The organism is Streptomyces sp. GD-15H (genome assembly GCF_045291515.1).
Lineage (GTDB): Bacteria > Actinomycetota > Actinomycetes > Streptomycetales > Streptomycetaceae > Streptomyces.
On record NZ_CP149447.1, the window covers coordinates 5,002,480 to 5,019,368 of the forward strand.

A 16,889-nucleotide genomic window follows, 5' to 3' on the forward strand; every position below is an offset into this window, starting at 1 on the left:
TCCACCGACGTACGGCGCGACCTGCCAGGCCCTGCCACCCACCGAAGAGCAACTCGCGGCCGTGGCGGCAATGCTGGGATCCACCCCAGGAGACATATCGCCGAAAATCACCTGGAACACCATCTACGGCACGCTGCGGACCGTGCGTGCGCCCGGCGGATATCTCACCGGCCCTCAGTCCGGCGAGCCCCTCGCGATCGCGAGGGGCTGGCTGCAGGAGCACCGCGCGGCGTTCGGCCTGTCGGCCGCGGACGTCGAGGCGCTTGCGGTGCGGCGCAACCACGAACTTCCGGGCATCGGCGCCCGGGTGGTGAGTTTCACGCAGACCTTCGACGGCGTCGAGGCCGCGTACGGCGGCGTGATGACGGTGACCGTGGCCAAGGACGGCCGGGTGCTGTCCTACGCCGGCGACCCGGTACGGAGTGGTGGCACGCTCGCCGGGTTCGACAAGTCCCCGGCCGACGCGCTCACCGCCGTCGTGTCGTCACTGTCCCCCACGTCCAACTTCGTCCCTGAGCCGACGGGTGAGACCCAGGCCGGCTACCAGGTGTTCGCGGCCGGGCCGTTCGCGCAGGTGCAACGGGTCCGCAAGGTCGCGTTCCCGACAGCCGGCGGCGCCCTCCCGGCGTACAGCGTGCTGTTCATCAAGAGCCTCGACGAAGCGTGGGGCGTGGTCGTCGACGCGGCGACCGGCAAGACGTTGGCCAGGCACTCCCTTGTGCAGCACGAAGGCCCCCTGGAGCCCGAGGGCACGGTGTACGAGAACTTCCCGGGCGCTCCTCAGGGCGGCGGGCCGGTCATCAAGAGCTTCGGCCCGAACACGTCCTCGCCGGGCGGCTGGGTCGACCCGACCGGGGCCGCGGGACTGCCGGCCCCCACCACGCTCGGCAACAACGCCAACACCTTCGCGCAGTACACGGCACCCCTGGCGCCGACCGACGAACACAACCGGCCCGTCAGCCCGACGGCGCAGTTCAACTACGCGTTCGGCTCCAATTGGGCCCGCACCAAGGGTCAGACGCTGCCACCCTCGTACGTGCTGGACCGCGACCCCGCCGTGACCAACCTCTTCTACCACCACAACCGGATCCACGACGAGTACTACCAGTTCGGCTTCACCGAGACCGCGGGCAACTTCCAGATCAGCAACTTCGGCAAGGGCGGCAAGGGCGGCGACCCGATCAGCGGTCTCGCGCACTCCGGTGCCGCGACCGGTGGCGTGCCGACCTACCTCGGCCGGAACAACGCCAACATGCTGACCCTGCCCGACGGCATCCCGTCCTTCTCCAGCATGTACCTGTGGGAGCCGATCAACGACGTGTTCGAGGGTCCGTACGCCGACGGCAACTTCGACCAGACCGTGATCCAGCACGAGTACAGCCACGGTCTGTCCAACCGCTACGTCGGCGGCGGCGGGCTCGGCTCGCTCGGCGGCGAGCAGTCCGGCGCGATGGGCGAGGGCTGGGGCGACTGGTACGCCATCAACCACCTGGGCCGCGAGGGGCTCTACGACAAGGCCGTGGTCGGCGAGTACGCCGTGGGGAACACCGAGCGGGGCATCCGCAACTGGGCGTACGACAAGAGCCCGCTGACGTACGGCGACTACGGCTACGACATCACGGGACCCGAGGTCCACGCGGACGGCGAGATCTGGACCGCCATGCTCTGGGACCTGCGCCGCGCCCTGGTCGACCGGCACGGCAACAAGGCGGGCAGCGACATCGCCGAACACCTCGTGACCGACGCCATGCCGCTGTCCCCGCCGTCGCCGTCGTTCCTCGAGATGCGCGACGCCGTCCTCGACGCAGACACCCTCCGGTTCCACGGTGACAACACCGACGCCGTCTGGACCGCGTTCGCCCGCCGTGGCGCGGGCCTGTCGGCCGCGACAGCGGGACCCGACGACACGGACCCGAAGCCGGGCTTCGACCACGCGGCCCCGTCGCGCAACGGCATGCTCGCCGTCAAGCTGGTCAACGCCTCCACCGGCGAGCCCATCGCCGATGCTCGGGTGATCATCGGTGAGTTCGAGGCCCGGGTGACCCCGCTCGGTACGACGGGCCCGGGCGGTGCCGTCTCGGCGCCGATGGTCGACGGCACCTACACGATGACCGTCCAGGCACGCGGCTTCGGCATCCAGAAGTTCCGGGGCCTTCAGGTGCAGTCGGGCCAGACCACTGCGCGGACCCTCAAGCTGGCGCCGAACATCGCCTCCCAGCACAGCGGCGCGACCGTCGTGAATACCTCCAGCCAGGACGACGGCCTTCCCGCGAGCTTCCTGATCGACGACACCGAAGCGACCGCCTGGAAGACCAAGGACGAGGGCAAGCCGTACAACGCGGGCGCGAGCCACGTCGCCGAGGTGAAGCTGGCCAAGCAGGCACAGGTCTCCCGCATCGCGGTCAGCACACTCAAGCCGACGACGGCCGGACGTTTCAACGTGACCAAGGACTTCACGGTCCAGACCTCGACCGACGGTGTGCGGTGGAAGACGGTCAAGGCGGGCACGTTCGGTGCCCCGGCTCCGCGGCCGACGGCGCCGGACATGCTGATCCAGACCCTGAAGCTGGACACACCGGTCACGGCGAGCCATGTCCGGGTCTTCATCGACTCCATCCAGGGCGAGACGAAGACGTACGGCGTGCTGTCCGAACTGCAGGTATTCGGCAACGCCTCCGGTGTCGAGCCGATGCCTTTCACGCCGGGCGAGCCGGTCAGCGAGTCGGGAACGATCCAGGCCGGTGAGCCGCAGGGACAGTGGTACCTCCCCGGCACCGAGCCCTACCGCCCCGGCGCGACCGTGGCCTCGTGGCAGGCCGCCTGCGGCACACCGCCGGCCGCTCAGGGCGCCGACGCGTGGATCATGAAGCTGCCAGCGGGCTGGGGCGACGGACTGCACGTGGCGTCGTACACCGAACCGGAGAGCCAACTGGGCGAGATGCAGATGTTCTTCTACGACTCGGCGTGCAAGCCGATCACCGGCGACTTCGCGGTTCCGGGCCAGAAGGTCGTGATCGCCCCGGGCGCGGCGTACGTCGGACTGCTCTACCTGTACGGCGCCGACTACCAGTTCACCCTTACCGCGCAGCATGCCGACTGAGTACCCCGTCCAGGCCGTCACCCAGGAGAGGAACACATGTATCGCAGCAGCAAGTTTGCCATGGCCGCGTCACTCATCGGCGCCGCCGCCCTGTTGAGCACATCGGCAGGCCTCGCGCATGCCGGCACCAATGACCCGCTGAGCGGCGACCAGTGGGGCCTGAACCAGGTCCACGCCGAACAGGCCTGGGCCACCAGCACCGGTGGGGGTGCTGTCGTCGCCGTTGTCGACACCGGGGTGGACCTGACCCACCCCGATCTCAAGAGCAACCTGGTGGCCGGCGCCACGTTCACCGGCTGTGCCACGACGGGTCAGCCGTGCGGGAACGGTGACTTCCGCGGTCCGGACGGACAGAACAACGGCGACGAGCACGGCACCCACGTCGCCGGCATTGTGGCCGCCGTCGCCAACAACGGCACCGGTGTCGCCGGAGTCGCGCCGAACGCCGAGATCATGCCGGTCAAGGTGCTCGAGGAAGGCAGCGGCACCTTCGAGGACATCGCCGCCGGCATACGGTGGTCGGTGGACCACGGCGCCGACGTGATCAACATGAGCCTCGGCGGGCTCGCGGGAACGCAGGTCATCACCCTCACCGGCCTGGAGTCGTCGGTGACCGAAGCGATCAAGTATGCCAACGCCCAGGGCACCTCGGTCATCGTCGCCGCCGGGAACTCGGCCACCGCGGTCTGCAACACCCCGGCGTGGGAGCCCGGCGCCATCTGTGTGGCTTCGACCGACCGCAACGAGCTGAAGAGCTGGTTCTCCGAACTGCCGAACAAGCCCGACCTGAAGGCCGTCGCCGCTCCAGGGGGCGCGGGACTGACCTCGTGCAAGGACGACATCGTGTCCACCGTGCCGGTCGGCACCGGATCCGCGTCCTGCGGCCAGAAGGACTACGACTACTACGCCGGCACGTCCATGGCCACGCCGCACGTAGCGGGTGTCGCCGCCCTGCTCTTCGCACAGGGCCGGACGCTGGCCAACGTCGAGGACGCACTGCTCGACACGGCCCGCCAGCCGGGCACCGGCATGACGGGCGTCTACTCGCCGGTCTACGGCTGGGGCATCGCGGACGCTGCTGCCGCCGTGAAGTACGCGGGCGCTGCCGCCGGCAAGGGCCGTAAGAGCGGTACGGAGAAGCGCTGAACCGGATCGCTCTCCATCGAGTGCGTGGGGCGGCCACCCGGGTGTCCCGGGTGGCCGCCTCGCCTTCCACGGGCTCCCAGCGCTCGGTACGGCCCGACAGCCATCCGATCCTGCCCTGACCGACGAGTGCGAGGCCCTGGTACGCCCGACACGGCATCGTCAGATCGAGCTCATCCGGCGAGCGGCCGGAGCGACCGCTTCCGCGCAGCGGCTCGGGGCGCTCCAGGCCGCGCTCCTGCGGACCATGGCGGACCACAAACTGAAAACCTGCATCACCTTCCACCACCGGACGATGGAGGCGCAGGCGTACGCCGAGGGCCTGGAGCGCGTCACCGGGAAGCTGCACGCGGACCAGCCCGAGAAGTACCCGAAGCAGATCTGGGCGGACTGGCTGTGCGGCGAGCACGTCCCCGAGCATCGGCGGCAGGTCCTCGGCGGCTTCGGCACCACCGCGCGGCGGACGGTCCTCTCGAACTGCCGCGTCCTCGGGGAGGGCGTGGAAATCCGGGCCGTGGACTCCGTGGCGCTGCTGGACCCCAAGGGCGCGCCGCACGACATCGTGCAGGCCATCGGCCGGGCACCCCGGCAGAGATGACGTCCCGCGTGATGCAACACCGTTGCGTTAGGGTCTGCCGGAGAACAACATGTGGGCGAGCGGCGCGCTGACCTGCGGGTCAAGTCTCAAAACCCACAGGTTAATTCCCGGCAGGCCCTTATGTCGACTGGCGCTTTGTCAAGTCGATGAACGAGAGAACGGGGCCCCTGGTAGATCCCTGTGGTGTCGAGCCCAGGGATCGTCGCACCGGAGGCCCCGTTGCCGCGCAATTCTGCCAGCTGTGCGCCCACCGCGTCAGATACGTCTGTCCATGCCCCCGGCCACTTAGAACTCCTAACAGACTGGTCAGGTCGGACAACATGGCCTGGTTCACCCGCGCTGACCTCTGCCCCAGTCCGCGTGCTGACCGGACTCCTCGGCTCGGCATAGCAGCGGGCCGAGGCGGGCGCCGTGCTGCCCCTGACGGGGCGCCTGCTCGCACAGTTTCGCCTCGGCACGGGCTGGCATCGCACCGCCACGTTCTTCCGACTGCGCCGAGGAGTAGCGACCGGTCAACACCGGCGAGTTCACGCACTGACCCGCGCACTGTCTCGGTCGTCTTCTAGGGTCGTCCATATGATGATCGACAGTGGGGCCGCCGGCTTGCTCTTCGAATCCCTCCGGGCGGACGCCCTCACCAGCCCGGACCAGCTGCGCGAGCTCTACCCGCAGCCGAATCCACACTCGCTCCGCAAGGAGATCGACCGCCTGACCGAGGAGACCCGGGCGCTGATCGGCTGTTCCTCGCTGGTGTTCATCGGCAGTGCGGACGTCAAGGGCCGAGCGGACGTGACGCCGCGTGGCGGCCCGGCCGGGTTCGTCTCGGTGCTGGACGAGCGGACCTTGGTGATCCCCGACGCGACCGGCAACAAGCGACTCGACACCATGCACAACGTGCTGCAGACCGGACGCGTCGGACTGCTCTTCCTCATCCCCGGCCGCCCGACCACGCTGCGCGTCAATGGCCGCGCCTGCGTCTCGGCGCGCCCGGAGCTGCTCGCCCAACTCACTCCCGTTGGAAAACCACCAGTCACGGCGATTGTGGTGCATGTCGAGCAGGTCTATCCGCACTGCCCGAAGTCGCTGATGCGCGCCAACGCCTGGCAACCGGAGCGGTGGGTGTCTGCTGACGCTCAGCCGACCAGCGCCGAGGTGACGCTGGCCCAGCTGAACCTGCCGGGCCTGACCGTCGCCCAGATTGAGGAGGCCGAACAGGAGTCACTGCGCCTGCGTTACGAGTGAATTCGGACTCAGTCTCTCCTCGACGACCGGGCTCTCCACGGTATGGGGATCTCTCCACCATCCGCAGCAGCTGCGGCAGGGGGACTCCGAGGCCGACGCCACCGCGCGGCGCTCGGCCGGGACTTCGCCGTAGAGACCAAGCCCTTCGCGCTACCGGCCCTGACCAGGGGTTCTAAATCGAGCCTGCGGCGACGAGAGATGGGCCTTGAACGAACCTCACAACTCGAAGCGGCGGCGGGGCCGACCGCTCCCGCTGGGAGGCTCTGGAACTGCTCACCCCCAGAGGGTGTCCGTGCGGTCGTGATCAACGCCGTCGTGCCTGTGGCGGCTGCTGTGCTGGGACGGCTGCCGCCGTGTGGTCTGGAGCGTCGGGCCGCTGTGCTGCGCTGCCGACTCGTGCTGTGCTGCGGGCCTGTGCTGCGCGGGCTCGTGCGCTGGGTGCCGGCCTTGCGGTGAGGCGTTGGATGCGCCAGGTCAGGACTCGTGCGGGGTGGCGGGTGTCGTCCAGGGTGCGCTGGTCGGCGACTGTCTGGAGGAGCCGCTCCGGGTCGTGTCCAGCTGCTTCTGCCTCGGCGAGGGCGGCGGTCAGAGCCGCGAAAGCGGGGTCTTCGGTGATCTGCTCCGCGTGCTCGGGCACGACCTGGCGTAGGCGGCGGATCTGCCGTTCCACGGCCTGCTGGGGCGGTTGTCGCTGCGCGAGAGCGGCCAGCGGTGCAGTGGCTACTTGGTCGTAGGCGGCCTGGAGGTGGAGCAGGGTCTGGTGGGCGGCGGCGACTTGCTGGTCGTGGTGGCGGAGCTGGTGCCAGCGGGCGGTGGCGATGACGACGAGGATCGCGGCGTCGAGGAACATCGCCACGAGGGCACCGTCCGTGGGAATGGGCTCGCGGAGCATGGTTCGTACGGCGCTGCGCAGGGCGCGGGCGTGGTGGTGTTCGGCCTGGATGCGGGAGCGGGTGGCGCGTTCGAACGCGGTCGCTGCTTCTCGGAGTTGGGGTCGCAGGGGCTGGGGTGCGAGGAGGGGGAGGGCGTCGAGGGCTTCGCCGAAGGCGGCGAGGTGGGCCTGGGAGGCTCGGTCGTCGTTCTGGTCGAGGTGATGAGGGATGCGCTCGGTGGCGGCGGTGGCCTGGTGCCAGGGCTTGGGTCGGCGTTGGCCCGGCTTGCCGGTGGGCTGCGGGTCGATGGCCTTCAGTCGTTCTTGGATCTTCGGGAAGGACAAGTCCGGAGCGAGTCCGGAGCCGGAGTACCAAATGGGGCCGCTGGCCTCGTCATTGAGGGCGACCTTGTAGCCGCGTACGTCGCCGGAGGGGAAGTACACGATCTCGACCAGCACGCCGTCGATGTGGCCGAGCAGGTGGACGAACTCCTCCATGCTGGAGGCGGCGGCCACCGCGGTGCGCACGGTGGTACGCAGGCGTTCGCGGGCGGTCTTGCCCTGTCCGGTTCGGCGGGCCTTCTCCTGCTCGGCGCGGGTGGGCCGCTTTGCGGCTGTGCGGTCCCCGCGTACGACTCGGTACAGGCCGTATTCCTTCTCGACGGCGGCGAGTTCGCGGTCGGCGGTGAGGTAGTCGTTCCAGTGGCGCGCGGTGCGCAGGTCGCCGCGGACCTTGGTGGCAGCGATATGGATGTGGTCCGGAGCGTGCCGGACGGCGACCCACCGGCAGCCGTCCGCGTCGCCATCCGGCGCGATGCCCGTGGCCACGACCACCCTGCGGGCGATGTCGGCCCACTCCTCGTCGCTCAGGTGGCGGTCGGTCTCGGCGGCCCGGACCGAGCAGTGCCACACGTGCTTCTCGGGGACACGGCCCAGCCGCTTGGCTTGCTTGACGTGCAGGTCGAGATCGGCGACGAGGAGCTTCTTGGCGGCGACGAAGTCGTCGGTGCGGCCGGGGTCGGGGGCGAAGCCGTCCCAGGAGGCGACCAGGTGCGGGTCGGTGTGGTCCTTGGCCTTCTTGGTGTCGAACAGGTAGCGGATCAGTCCGGCGGTGTCCTTGCCGCTGCTGATCTTCGCGATCATCGGGCCGCCTTCTTGGCGACGGCCTGGTTCGCGGCTGTGGCGATGTGGCGGACCGCGGCGCCGACCGCGGTCAGGGTGCGTTCGGCCTGGACCAGGACAGTGGTGTCCCCAGGGTGTGGACGGCCGCCGGAGTTGAGCTTCTTGGCGATCTGGTTGATGTTGTGGCCGATCTTGGCAACCTCGCCGCGCAGAGCGGTCAGCTCGTCGATGTAGTCGTCGAGCGGGGTGCGCTGGCCGGGAAGAGCGAGGTCGCCGTGGACGTGCGCCATGACGACGGCGCCAACGTAGTGGGCGCCGGCGATGTTCAGCGACCGCGCCATGCGGAGGATGTCCTTCTTCTCGTCGATGCTGTAGCGGGCGTCGACACGCTCCTTGCGCTGGCCGTTCGGGTTGGGCTTGCGGCGGCGGGCGACACGGTGCAGCGCGGCGGCTTCGGCGGCACGCGGCAGCGTTACGGCGGCAGCGGTGGTGTCGACGGAGACTTCCCTCTCGGGCACCCTCTGGTGCCCGAGATCCTTCGCCACCCCCGGGGCGGAGGCATCGCCGTTGGACCGACCCTTGGACGGTCCAACGGCATACCTTGCTGCTGTTCGGTGGGCCGGCCTGGAGGGTTCCCTGCGGTGATGAGAGGGGGCGTCGTCTGTGGGGTAGTCGTGCACAGTGTGCTCCGGTGGCAGGTGGGCAGGGCTTCGTCATGTCCGTCGCATCCGTCCCGTGGCTGGTCAGGACAGGTACGGACAGGCATGCAGGTACGGATCGATCCGTTGCGGCGCGGAAGTCCGTCCCCGCGCTGACCTGCGCGGGGACGGATGGGACGGACTGAGACGGTCCCAGAGGGAGGCGGGTCAGCGGGCGAGCTTGGGGCCGGTGGTGCCGGGCAGGCCGACGGGTAGCGACCCGGTCGGAGGGGCGGGCGGTTTGCTCTGGGCTGGACGTGCGGGCGCGGACTCGTGTCCACCTGCGCTGGGCGGGGTCGGGGCAGTAGCGGGCCCAGGCGTCGAAGAACTGGCTGCGGGCGTATGCCTTGGCCTGGCGGCCCTGTTCGAAGCGGTAGTTGGCCGGGCGGATGTCGAAGCCCCTGAGTAGCGCCGACAAATGGTAGGCATTCAGCCCCTTGACGCCGTAGTCCGGCCACGGGGACTCAGCGTCCGCCAGTAGCGCGGCGAGCAGGTCCTGCGAGCGCAGGGCCTCCTTGTTGCCCTCCTGTTCGAAGACGCGGCGAATGTCACGCAGCAGCCGCGTCTTCAGGGTCGTCTGCTCGTCCTGGACGGCCTCGTGCCGAGCCATCGCCAGGCAGGCGGTACGGGCGCTGGTGGGCCAGTGGCCGCCGGCCAGGTCGGCGACGATGACCAGCGGCTCCCATGTGTCGGCGGCGCGGTCCTCGACCGGCATCTGCGGAACCAGGCCCGCAGCGGTGCTCCGCAGCGGGGCCAGCCAGGCGGTCAGCCGGTCGCGCAATGCGTTCAGTTCGGGCACCGAGTATCGCGAGCGGAACGGGGTGATCCGCTCGCCGGGCTTGCGCTTCTGCATGCGGAGCACGACCGTCCGGTCCATGATCGTGTCGGGCAGGTCGCCGATCCCGGCCAGCGCGGCCATGGCGAAGGTGGGGAACGCGGTCGGCTTGTGCTCCGGCCCGGAGATCCGCCAGGCGGGCCGGTTGCGCTGGTGCCCGGCGTTCAGCAGGCCGCGCAGGTCCTCCTTGTCGCCCGCCCTGGGGCCGAAGATGGTGTCGGCCTCGTCCCCCAGCAGCGTCGGCGGGTTCTTGCCGATGACGCGGAAGACCACCGCGGGAGAGGTGTTCACCGTCATCATCGGCTGGTGCACCGTCTCGTGGAGCACGTCCAGGACACGGGACTTGCCGCACCCCTTGGTCGGGCCGACCACCGCCAGCCGTGGCGCGTGCTGGAGGGCGGGCTGGATATGGGAGGCCGCCACCCACAAGGTGACCGCGGTCAGCGCCTCCTCGCTCGGCAGCACCACGTACCGGCCGATCGCCGCCCGGACCTCGTCCAGCAGCACGGCCCCGTCCTCCGCCGCCCCGCCGCCGGCGCTTCCACGGTCCCCGGCCCTCGAACCGTCGTCCGGGACCACAGTCCCGTCCTCCGCCTGCCCGGTCCCGGTCCCCGCGGTCCCTCGGGGACCATGGTCCCCTGCCGTACGGTCCCCCAGTGTGATGCCCACGTCCTGGGGACCAGTCCTCAGAAAGGGGACCGGGGGACCGGGACCAGGCTCCTGCTCCGGGGAAGGGATTGGGTCGCCCGGACCGGCATGGTCCCCAGCCTGCGGCCCGGTCCCCATGCTGCTGGCCTGTGTCTCTTCCGCATCAGCGGATATTCGGTCCCTGGTTTGTGCCTGGTCGTGGGACGGGACCGCGCCCTCCGGCGGCCACGGAGCAGCACCATGGTGCGGTGAGTCCCCGGTCCCCTGGCGTGGGGACCGTGACTCGGCCCGGTCCCCATTGCGACGGTCCCCGTTGCGCGGGACCGTCCCCTGCCCGGGGACTGCCACGGGCGGCCAGACGACCTTGGGCCCGGCCTCCGCGCCGGCGGACGCACTCGCGGCGTCCGAGGACGTAGCGTCCTCCATAGACGTTCCTTTCTGGTGAGGGGCAGGACGGACTGGGTCCCGCCCCTCACCGGTTCGTTCGTTCAGGGATGGGCGATGCGCAGGGGAATCTCCGGCCCTCGGCGTTGGCGCGCCGGGGGCCGCTCTGTTCCCCCGTGAGTCATGCCGTGAGGTCGTACGCGGTCTGCTGGTCGAGCCAGGCGTCGACCTCGTGCCAGCGGTAGCGCAGGTGGCGGCCGACCTTGTGCACGTTGGGGCCGATGCCCCGGTACTTCCACTGGTAGAGGGTTTTCACCGGCACCCCGAGGTAGGCGGCGATCTCGGCGGGTGTGGCGAGCGGGCCGCGCTCGGCGGCCGTGGCAGGGCGAGGGAATCTGTTGGGCAAGGGCACTCCGTATCGATTGCGGCGACGGGCATGGGAAAGAAGCCCACGCCTTCGGGCTCTGTTCACGCGCATCTTCGGGACTTCTTCGGTCGACCAGAAGAGCGAAGCTGGATAACCGTAAGGGCGAATCGCCGGTCGACCAAAAAGCCGTTCGGTCGTACGTATCTTCCCGGCAGGTTCTGTGGATGCTCGGCAATCTTCGCCGGGGAACCAGCAGGCCGGAAGCGTTCTGGGATGGCCTTCAGTACCTGGCGTCGCTGTAGCGGCGCGAGACGATACCACGCAATTATTGATACGCCGAACCATCCAATCCGGCCGAAGTGCCACGCATCTGCAAGTTCTATAGAGTTTTAGAACCACCTCTTGCCACGGCTGCCGATTCCGAGTTACAGCTACCTGTCATGGCTGCTTATCCCATGGAAATCGGAACCGCCGGAATCGGTGCGGCTCGCAGTATTGAGGCTGCTCGTCCTGCCTGCCGCCTCACCCAGCGGCAGCTCGCCGCGCGCTGCACCGCCCTGAGTCGCCCGGTGACCGACATCGTCGTGAGCCGGACCGAACGCGGTCGTCGTCTTCGCGACGTGGACGACCTGGTCGCCCTCGCCGCCGCCTTTGGCGCCTCGCCCCTGACCTTGCCACTGTCCTCCTCGGAGGCCGACCCTGCGACCGCCATGCCCAACGGCATCCGGGAAGGGGTCTGATGGCGCGCGTCTGGATAGAAGACCGCGCCGGCCACAGCGCGTACGGGCAGGCCGTGGCAGCAGCCAAGAAGGCGGGACGCACTCCGCCCGGGCGCTATCGCGTGCGCTGGTACGACCCTGACGGCAAACTCAGGATGAAGACCCTTGCCCGCAAAATCGACGCCGAGGCCGAGCGGACGAAGGTGGAGTCCCGTCTCACCGATGGCACGTACCGCGATCCGGCAGCTGCACGGGTGAAGTTCGCCGAGGTGGCGGAGTCCTGGCTGGCCGCCCAGGTCCACCTCAAGCGCTCGACGCGCAACCGCTATCGAGGTGTTCTGGACGTCCACGTGATTCCCAGGTGGGGCACCACACCACTGGACCGCATCCGCTTCGAGGAAATCGCCGAATGGCTGGCGGACATGCTGTCGGGTGAGGCGGCGGGCGGACGGAAGCCCGGCGCTCGCTCAGTGCGCAAGGCGTACGTCGTCCTCAGCCGCGTCCTCGGCTTCGCGGTCAAGTACCGTCGGCTGGCGTTCAACCCCGCCGCTGGCGTCCCCCTGCCGAAGCCGGTACCGGCTGACCACGTCTACCTCGACGACCTCCAAGCCGAAGCGCTCGCCGACGCGGCCGGGGCGTATCGGTTCTTCATCCTGCTGCTGGCCTATACGGGGCTGCGCTGGGGCGAGGCGTCCGCGCTGAAGGTGGGGCGCGTCGACCTCGATGCCTGCCGTGCCCACATCGTCGAGGCGTACGTCGAGGACAACGGCAAGCTCTACCTCGACTCACCCAAGAACCACGAGCGCCGGTCCGTTCCGATCCCCCGCTTCCTCGCCGAGGAGCTGAAACCCCACGTCGAAGGGCGAGGCGAAGACGAACTCCTGTTCACCGCCCCGCAGGGCGGGCCGTTGCGGGCTCGGAACTTCCGGCAGAGGTTCTTCGCCCCGGCCGTGGCCAAGGCGGGCCTCGGCCACCTCAGACTCACGCCGCACAAGCTGCGTCACACGGCGGCCTCCCTTGCCATTGCCAGCGGCGCGGACGTCAACGTCGTCCAGAGCATGCTCGGCCACAAGTCCGCGACCTTGACACTGGACACGTACGGACACCTCTTCCCCGACCGCCTCGACGAGGTCTCGAAAAAGATGCACAAGCGCCGTTCCAAGCAGTTGGCCAAGGCGAAGGCTGAACTGGCGAAGGCGGAGAAGAGGGCGCGGAAGGCGGCTGAGGCGGTGGCTGCCTTGGAGGGTTCCGCAGCATGATGTGTGTCTGAGCCGTGCTGAGGTGCAGCGTCGACGGAGCCGCGCTGGGGTGCCGCCCGTTCTTGCCCGAGCGGGGACCGGCAGCGGATCATTCGCGCATGAGACCCGAGGTCAGAGCTTTTGCAGCCGCCGGCCCCCTACCCGACTGCAACGCGGACGAGGGTGAGATCGACCGGCGGGTCAGGCAGCTCGAAGCCATCTCCCGGCCCGTCACGGCCGAGGAGGCCGAGGCTCTGGCCGGTTGTTTCGGCCCGGATGACTGCTACGGCGTCGCCTGGTCGCTGCTGCACCTCATCGAGACCGGTCCTGGTCCAGTCCCCTCCGTGCAGCGGCCTGGTCCGAACGCCGGCGAGTGGCACCTCACACTCTGGAACAGGTGGGGAAGCCGGGAGTTTCCCGAGGACGAGTCGGCAGGCTGAAGCCCTGAGCCTCAATCCACCGCGTGAATTTTGATCTTGAATTTCCGGTGGGATGTCGGTGATGTTCCGGGCCTGGGCAGCACGTCTTGCCGGGTGGCCGTCCCGGTGGCGGGTTCTCCGAAGGTTCTTCCTGGTCGTGGGCGGGCGTCGGTCAGCTGGGTCAGGTACGCAGTCGCTGACCGGTGGCGGCCCACAGATCGGTGAAGTCGGCTTCCCAACGCCAGCGTTGGGGCAGGTGCAGGGTGATCGTCCGTGCCCTGGTCGCGAGCCTGGCCGGGACGTGGATGAGGTGGCGGCGGATGGTGCCGGTCCGTGCCCTGGCGTGGAAGGCGGAGGCGAGGTGGCCGGCGGCCCGGGTGAGGTTGTAGGCCGCGGCGGCCAGGGCCGGCCAGGCGGCATTCGCGGTGAACCTGCCCGAGGGCAGGTGGCCGAGGGCGGAGTCCTCCAGGTCGGCGAGTACCTGTTCGACGACGGCGTGGTCGCGGTGCATCGGCTCGGCCTGGCCGAGGGTGAAGCGGCTGTCGGTGAAGACGACGTGGTGGCGCCAGACGCCGAACAGTTCGGCCTGCCCTTCCGGGACCGTCTTCGGGTTCAGGCGTTTCACGCGGCGCACGATGAGCCGGGCCGTGGTGTGGAACTGCTTCTTCTTGCTGGTGAACGCGGTGAAGGGGATCTCGGCGATCTCCGCGTCGGAGACCCAGCACTCGTCTTCGTCGTTCCAGACGGCGTCGGTGTACTCGATCGGCGTCCAGGCGTCCTCGGCGATGTTCACGATGGCTTCGCGGACCGTCTTGGTGACCGCGACCGCCAGCGAGAACCGGGCACCGGCCTTCCTGGCGGCGTCAACGACCTTGTGGGAGAAGAACGCCGAGTCGGCACGGACGATGATCTGCGCGGTGATGCCCATCGCCCGCACCGTGGCCAGGGCCTCGCGCAGCAGCGAGGCGGCACCCTTGGCGGAGCCGGCCGAGCCCCTGCGCAGTCTGGTGGCGACGATGACCGGCGCGCAGGTGGGCGTCTTGACCGTGACGATCTGGAAGTGCAGGCCGCGGACCTTGGTGTAGCCGAACGAGGCGCCCTGCCTGGCCGGCCCGTAGACCTGCTTGACCTTGGAGTCGATGTCCACGAACACCACCTCGTCCGTCTTCGGCACCAGGCCGGTGTGCGCCGCCAGGTTGCAGATGAAGGCCCGGGTGGCGGACTGGAGTTGGCGTACGTGTCCCCAGGTGAAGGCGCGCAGGAAGGTGCCCAGTGTGGACGGAGCCCGCACCCCGCCGAACAGGCGGGGCAGACCACCGTGGCGCAGGACATCCAGGTCGTCGATACTGTCCGCTCCGGCGACCATCCCGGCCACGATGGACATGGCCTTCGCGTCCGCGGCCGTGCCCGCGCCGTTCCTCGCGCCGGTCAGCCTGACCTTCTCGGCGACCAGACGCGGCAGGTCACACCGCTCGGCCGGCCGGACGGCCGGGACCAGCCCGGCATGCGCGATCAGATTCGGTTCGTCGAACGCGGCGAACACCGTCGCCGGGCTGTGGGAGACTTTCATCTACGAGGTGCCTTGCTGGTTGGGCCTGGTGGAAGCGTCAGAACTCCCATCATCCCAGGTCAGCAGGCACCTCTTCCTGTCTCCCCCTTCAAAGCGCACCCGCCACACGGTGGATCGAGGCTGAGATGATCACGCAAGGAACACAGGTCGCAGGCCGCTGTGACCAATGCGGCGGTGTACTGACACGCGACGTCGGCCAGTTCATCGAACGGGGCAGGCTGCGCTGGGGCAGCGAGGGCCGGTGCGAGGACTGCCGCGATGGGTGGTGGGAGCAGGACAGCGGCCCCGTGACTCCCGAATACATCAGACAGGCCCTGCTGCAGGCGTACGGCCCGGCCCGGCTTCGGCTGACGGGAGAAGCACCGAGCCTCGCCCTGGTGCTGAAAGCCCTGCGCAAGGCGCAGGAGCTGCCCATGGACGAGACACGCGCACACGCCGCCCAACTGGCCGCATCCGGTCTCGTCGGCACGCTCGTGGAGATGGAGTTCCTGGCCATCCACCTTCGAGAACAAGCCGTCGCGGTGGCAGTCGAGCTCCCTGCCGAGTGGCGGCCTTCCCTGCTCCGTGAGGCTCGACCCAGTAGGGAGGAACTCACCCCCGTCAACGGCTCCAACGAGGTGTGCCGAGCTCTCAGGGCTGGCTTGCTCGCCGGTCAGAACGGCAGGTCGGCCCGGTCCTCCGAGGAAAGGTGCCATTCGGCCGCCGACGGGTTGAGCGGTGTGTCGCACACCGTGAACGGGTTCCGTCGGACTTCCAGGCCCGTCGTGTCCTCGCCCCACGCGGAGAGGGCCTCGACGGCCCGCTCCTGGTACTGCCACAGGGCGCTGACGGCCAGCGTCTCCCTCAACAGCGGGGCCGTGGCCGTCCGATGGTGGCGCAGGTGAGGGTCATCCAGCAGAGGGATGCAGGCGGCAAGGGCCGCTTCACGGACGTGCGGGTCGTGGTCGTCGAAGCAGGCGGAGACGGCGGAGAAGAGCAGCGGACGGATCTCGCGGGTCCGGACGAACGGGGGATGGTCCTCGGGCGGGAAGCCGAAGCGGCGCATCGTCGCCTCGGCCTGGTCGTCGGCGGCCTCGGCCACTGAGTCCAGCCATCCCAGTAGCTCGGCGCGCAGCGGACCGGGGAAGTCGTGGGGCCTCTTGTCGACGGGCAGGGCGGTGCGCGGGTCGAGGAGGATGGCGGCTACGTAGAGCGCGGCCGGGACCGTCGCGGCGTAGAGGGTGTTCTGGTGGTGCATGCACCACGTGGTGCAGGTGGTCCAGGGCCTGGGATCTCGTGTGCTGGTCGTCGGCCAAGAGCGCGACGAGCTGCGCGGGAGTGTCCTCTGCCGTCCCGTAGGCGTGTTCCAGGGCGCCCCAGTCGGTCTCGGACAGTACCGCGGCGGGCTCGGGCAGGATCACCGGGCTCACCGATGCTCCCGCCTGGCCCGGTCCATCGCCTCGGCCGCCGCGTTCTCGGCGAGCTGCTGGATCTCCTCGGGCACCTCGCGCTCGTCGAGGACGAAGAGCCGGTCCCCGACAAGCCTGGTGGCCGGCTTCCAGCCGAGGCGGCGGCCCGCCTCCAGAGCAGCACGCCGGACGTCCTTGAGGCCGCCCATCTCCGCCAGGTCGTCGCTGCTCAGGATCAACTGTCCGTGATAGCCCTGGTACTCGGGCTTGAGGGCGGCCTGCATCAGCGACTGGAGGCGGTCGACCAGCTTCTCGTACCGGCGCCGGGCCGGCTCGTCCTTCGCGGGCATCTTGCACAGCTCCCCACCCATCTCTCGCAGCGCATGTGTGCCATATGTGTGCTGCAAGCGCAGGAGCCCTCCCGTCCGCTGGACGGAAGGGCTCCTGACCTGGTGTTTCTCTGTGCCCCCGGCAGGATTCGAACCTGCGACACCCGCTTTAGGAGCGAGGTTGGGCGATCACGCGCGTGACCTGCGGATTGCGTACC

General features: G+C 69.3%; 13 protein-coding genes and 1 pseudogene. 7 read left to right on the forward strand and 7 right to left on the reverse strand.

Going from position 1 to position 16,889, the window contains the following annotated elements; genetic code table 11:
* Positions 1–70 precede the first annotated feature (70 nt).
* The 4 genes from WJ438_RS23770 to WJ438_RS23785 all read left to right on the forward strand — a co-directional run bounded on the left by WJ438_RS23770 (position 71) and on the right by WJ438_RS23785 (position 6,083).
* Positions 71–3,100, forward strand: a complete 3,030-nt coding sequence (locus tag WJ438_RS23770) for a M36 family metallopeptidase (protein ID WP_406727026.1) — start codon at positions 71–73, stop codon at positions 3,098–3,100.
* A gap of 36 nt (positions 3,101–3,136) precedes the next feature.
* Positions 3,137–4,246 (forward strand): S8 family peptidase, encoded by a 1,110-nt coding sequence (locus WJ438_RS23775; protein WP_406727027.1) that lies wholly within the window; start codon positions 3,137–3,139, stop codon positions 4,244–4,246.
* A 244-nt stretch (positions 4,247–4,490) separates the two neighbouring features.
* Entirely contained in the window at positions 4,491–4,841 is a 351-nt protein-coding gene (locus tag WJ438_RS23780; RefSeq protein ID WP_406727028.1) for a helicase-related protein, read from the forward strand.
* 576 nt (positions 4,842–5,417) lie between these two features.
* Positions 5,418–6,083: an MSMEG_1061 family FMN-dependent PPOX-type flavoprotein gene (locus WJ438_RS23785; RefSeq protein ID WP_406727029.1), complete on the forward strand. Its 666-nt coding sequence runs from the start codon at positions 5,418–5,420 to the stop codon at positions 6,081–6,083.
* Positions 6,084–6,387: 304 nt separating this feature from the next.
* Here WJ438_RS23785 and WJ438_RS23790 read toward each other — a convergent pair whose 3' ends face one another.
* The 4 genes and pseudogenes from WJ438_RS23790 to WJ438_RS23805 all read right to left on the reverse strand — a co-directional run bounded on the left by WJ438_RS23790 (position 6,388) and on the right by WJ438_RS23805 (position 11,047).
* Positions 6,388–8,097, reverse strand: coding sequence for a relaxase/mobilization nuclease domain-containing protein (locus WJ438_RS23790; RefSeq protein ID WP_406727030.1), 1,710 nt, complete (start codon positions 8,095–8,097; stop codon positions 6,388–6,390).
* Complete coding sequence (locus WJ438_RS23795; RefSeq protein ID WP_406727031.1) at positions 8,094–8,756, reverse strand: MobC family plasmid mobilization relaxosome protein; 663 nt, start codon at positions 8,754–8,756, stop codon at positions 8,094–8,096. Before WJ438_RS23795 ends, WJ438_RS23790 begins: the two co-directional genes overlap by 4 nt.
* A gap of 186 nt (positions 8,757–8,942) precedes the next feature.
* Positions 8,943–10,188, reverse strand: a pseudogene (locus WJ438_RS23800) (DUF3631 domain-containing protein).
* A 634-nt stretch (positions 10,189–10,822) separates the two neighbouring features.
* A complete protein-coding gene (locus WJ438_RS23805) occupies positions 10,823–11,047 on the reverse strand; it encodes a helix-turn-helix transcriptional regulator (protein WP_406727032.1) in 225 nt (74 codons plus the stop codon).
* A 401-nt stretch (positions 11,048–11,448) separates the two neighbouring features.
* Between WJ438_RS23805 and WJ438_RS23810 the strand changes: the two genes are divergently transcribed.
* From WJ438_RS23810 to WJ438_RS23820, 3 genes are all read left to right on the forward strand, one after another.
* Positions 11,449–11,748 (forward strand): XRE family transcriptional regulator, encoded by a 300-nt coding sequence (locus WJ438_RS23810; RefSeq protein ID WP_406727033.1) that lies wholly within the window; start codon positions 11,449–11,451, stop codon positions 11,746–11,748.
* Positions 11,748–12,986, forward strand: a complete 1,239-nt coding sequence (locus tag WJ438_RS23815; RefSeq protein ID WP_406727034.1) for a tyrosine-type recombinase/integrase — start codon at positions 11,748–11,750, stop codon at positions 12,984–12,986. Before WJ438_RS23810 ends, WJ438_RS23815 begins: the two co-directional genes overlap by 1 nt.
* Positions 12,987–13,084: 98 nt before the next feature.
* Positions 13,085–13,405 (forward strand): hypothetical protein, encoded by a 321-nt coding sequence (locus tag WJ438_RS23820; RefSeq protein WP_406727035.1) that lies wholly within the window; start codon positions 13,085–13,087, stop codon positions 13,403–13,405.
* Between the two features lie 160 nt (positions 13,406–13,565).
* Here the strand turns inward: WJ438_RS23820 and WJ438_RS23825 are convergent, their stop codons facing one another.
* The 3 genes from WJ438_RS23825 to WJ438_RS23835 all read right to left on the reverse strand — a co-directional run bounded on the left by WJ438_RS23825 (position 13,566) and on the right by WJ438_RS23835 (position 16,692).
* Positions 13,566–14,954: an IS1380 family transposase gene (locus WJ438_RS23825; RefSeq protein ID WP_406727036.1), complete on the reverse strand. Its 1,389-nt coding sequence runs from the start codon at positions 14,952–14,954 to the stop codon at positions 13,566–13,568.
* 652 nt (positions 14,955–15,606) lie between these two features.
* The gene (locus WJ438_RS23830; RefSeq protein WP_406727037.1) at positions 15,607–16,191 is read right to left on the reverse strand and encodes a hypothetical protein; all 585 of its coding nucleotides are present in this window, start codon (positions 16,189–16,191) and stop codon (positions 15,607–15,609) included.
* A 168-nt stretch (positions 16,192–16,359) separates the two neighbouring features.
* Positions 16,360–16,692, reverse strand: a complete 333-nt coding sequence (locus tag WJ438_RS23835; protein WP_406727038.1) for a hypothetical protein — start codon at positions 16,690–16,692, stop codon at positions 16,360–16,362.
* Positions 16,693–16,889: the final 197 nt, after the last annotated feature.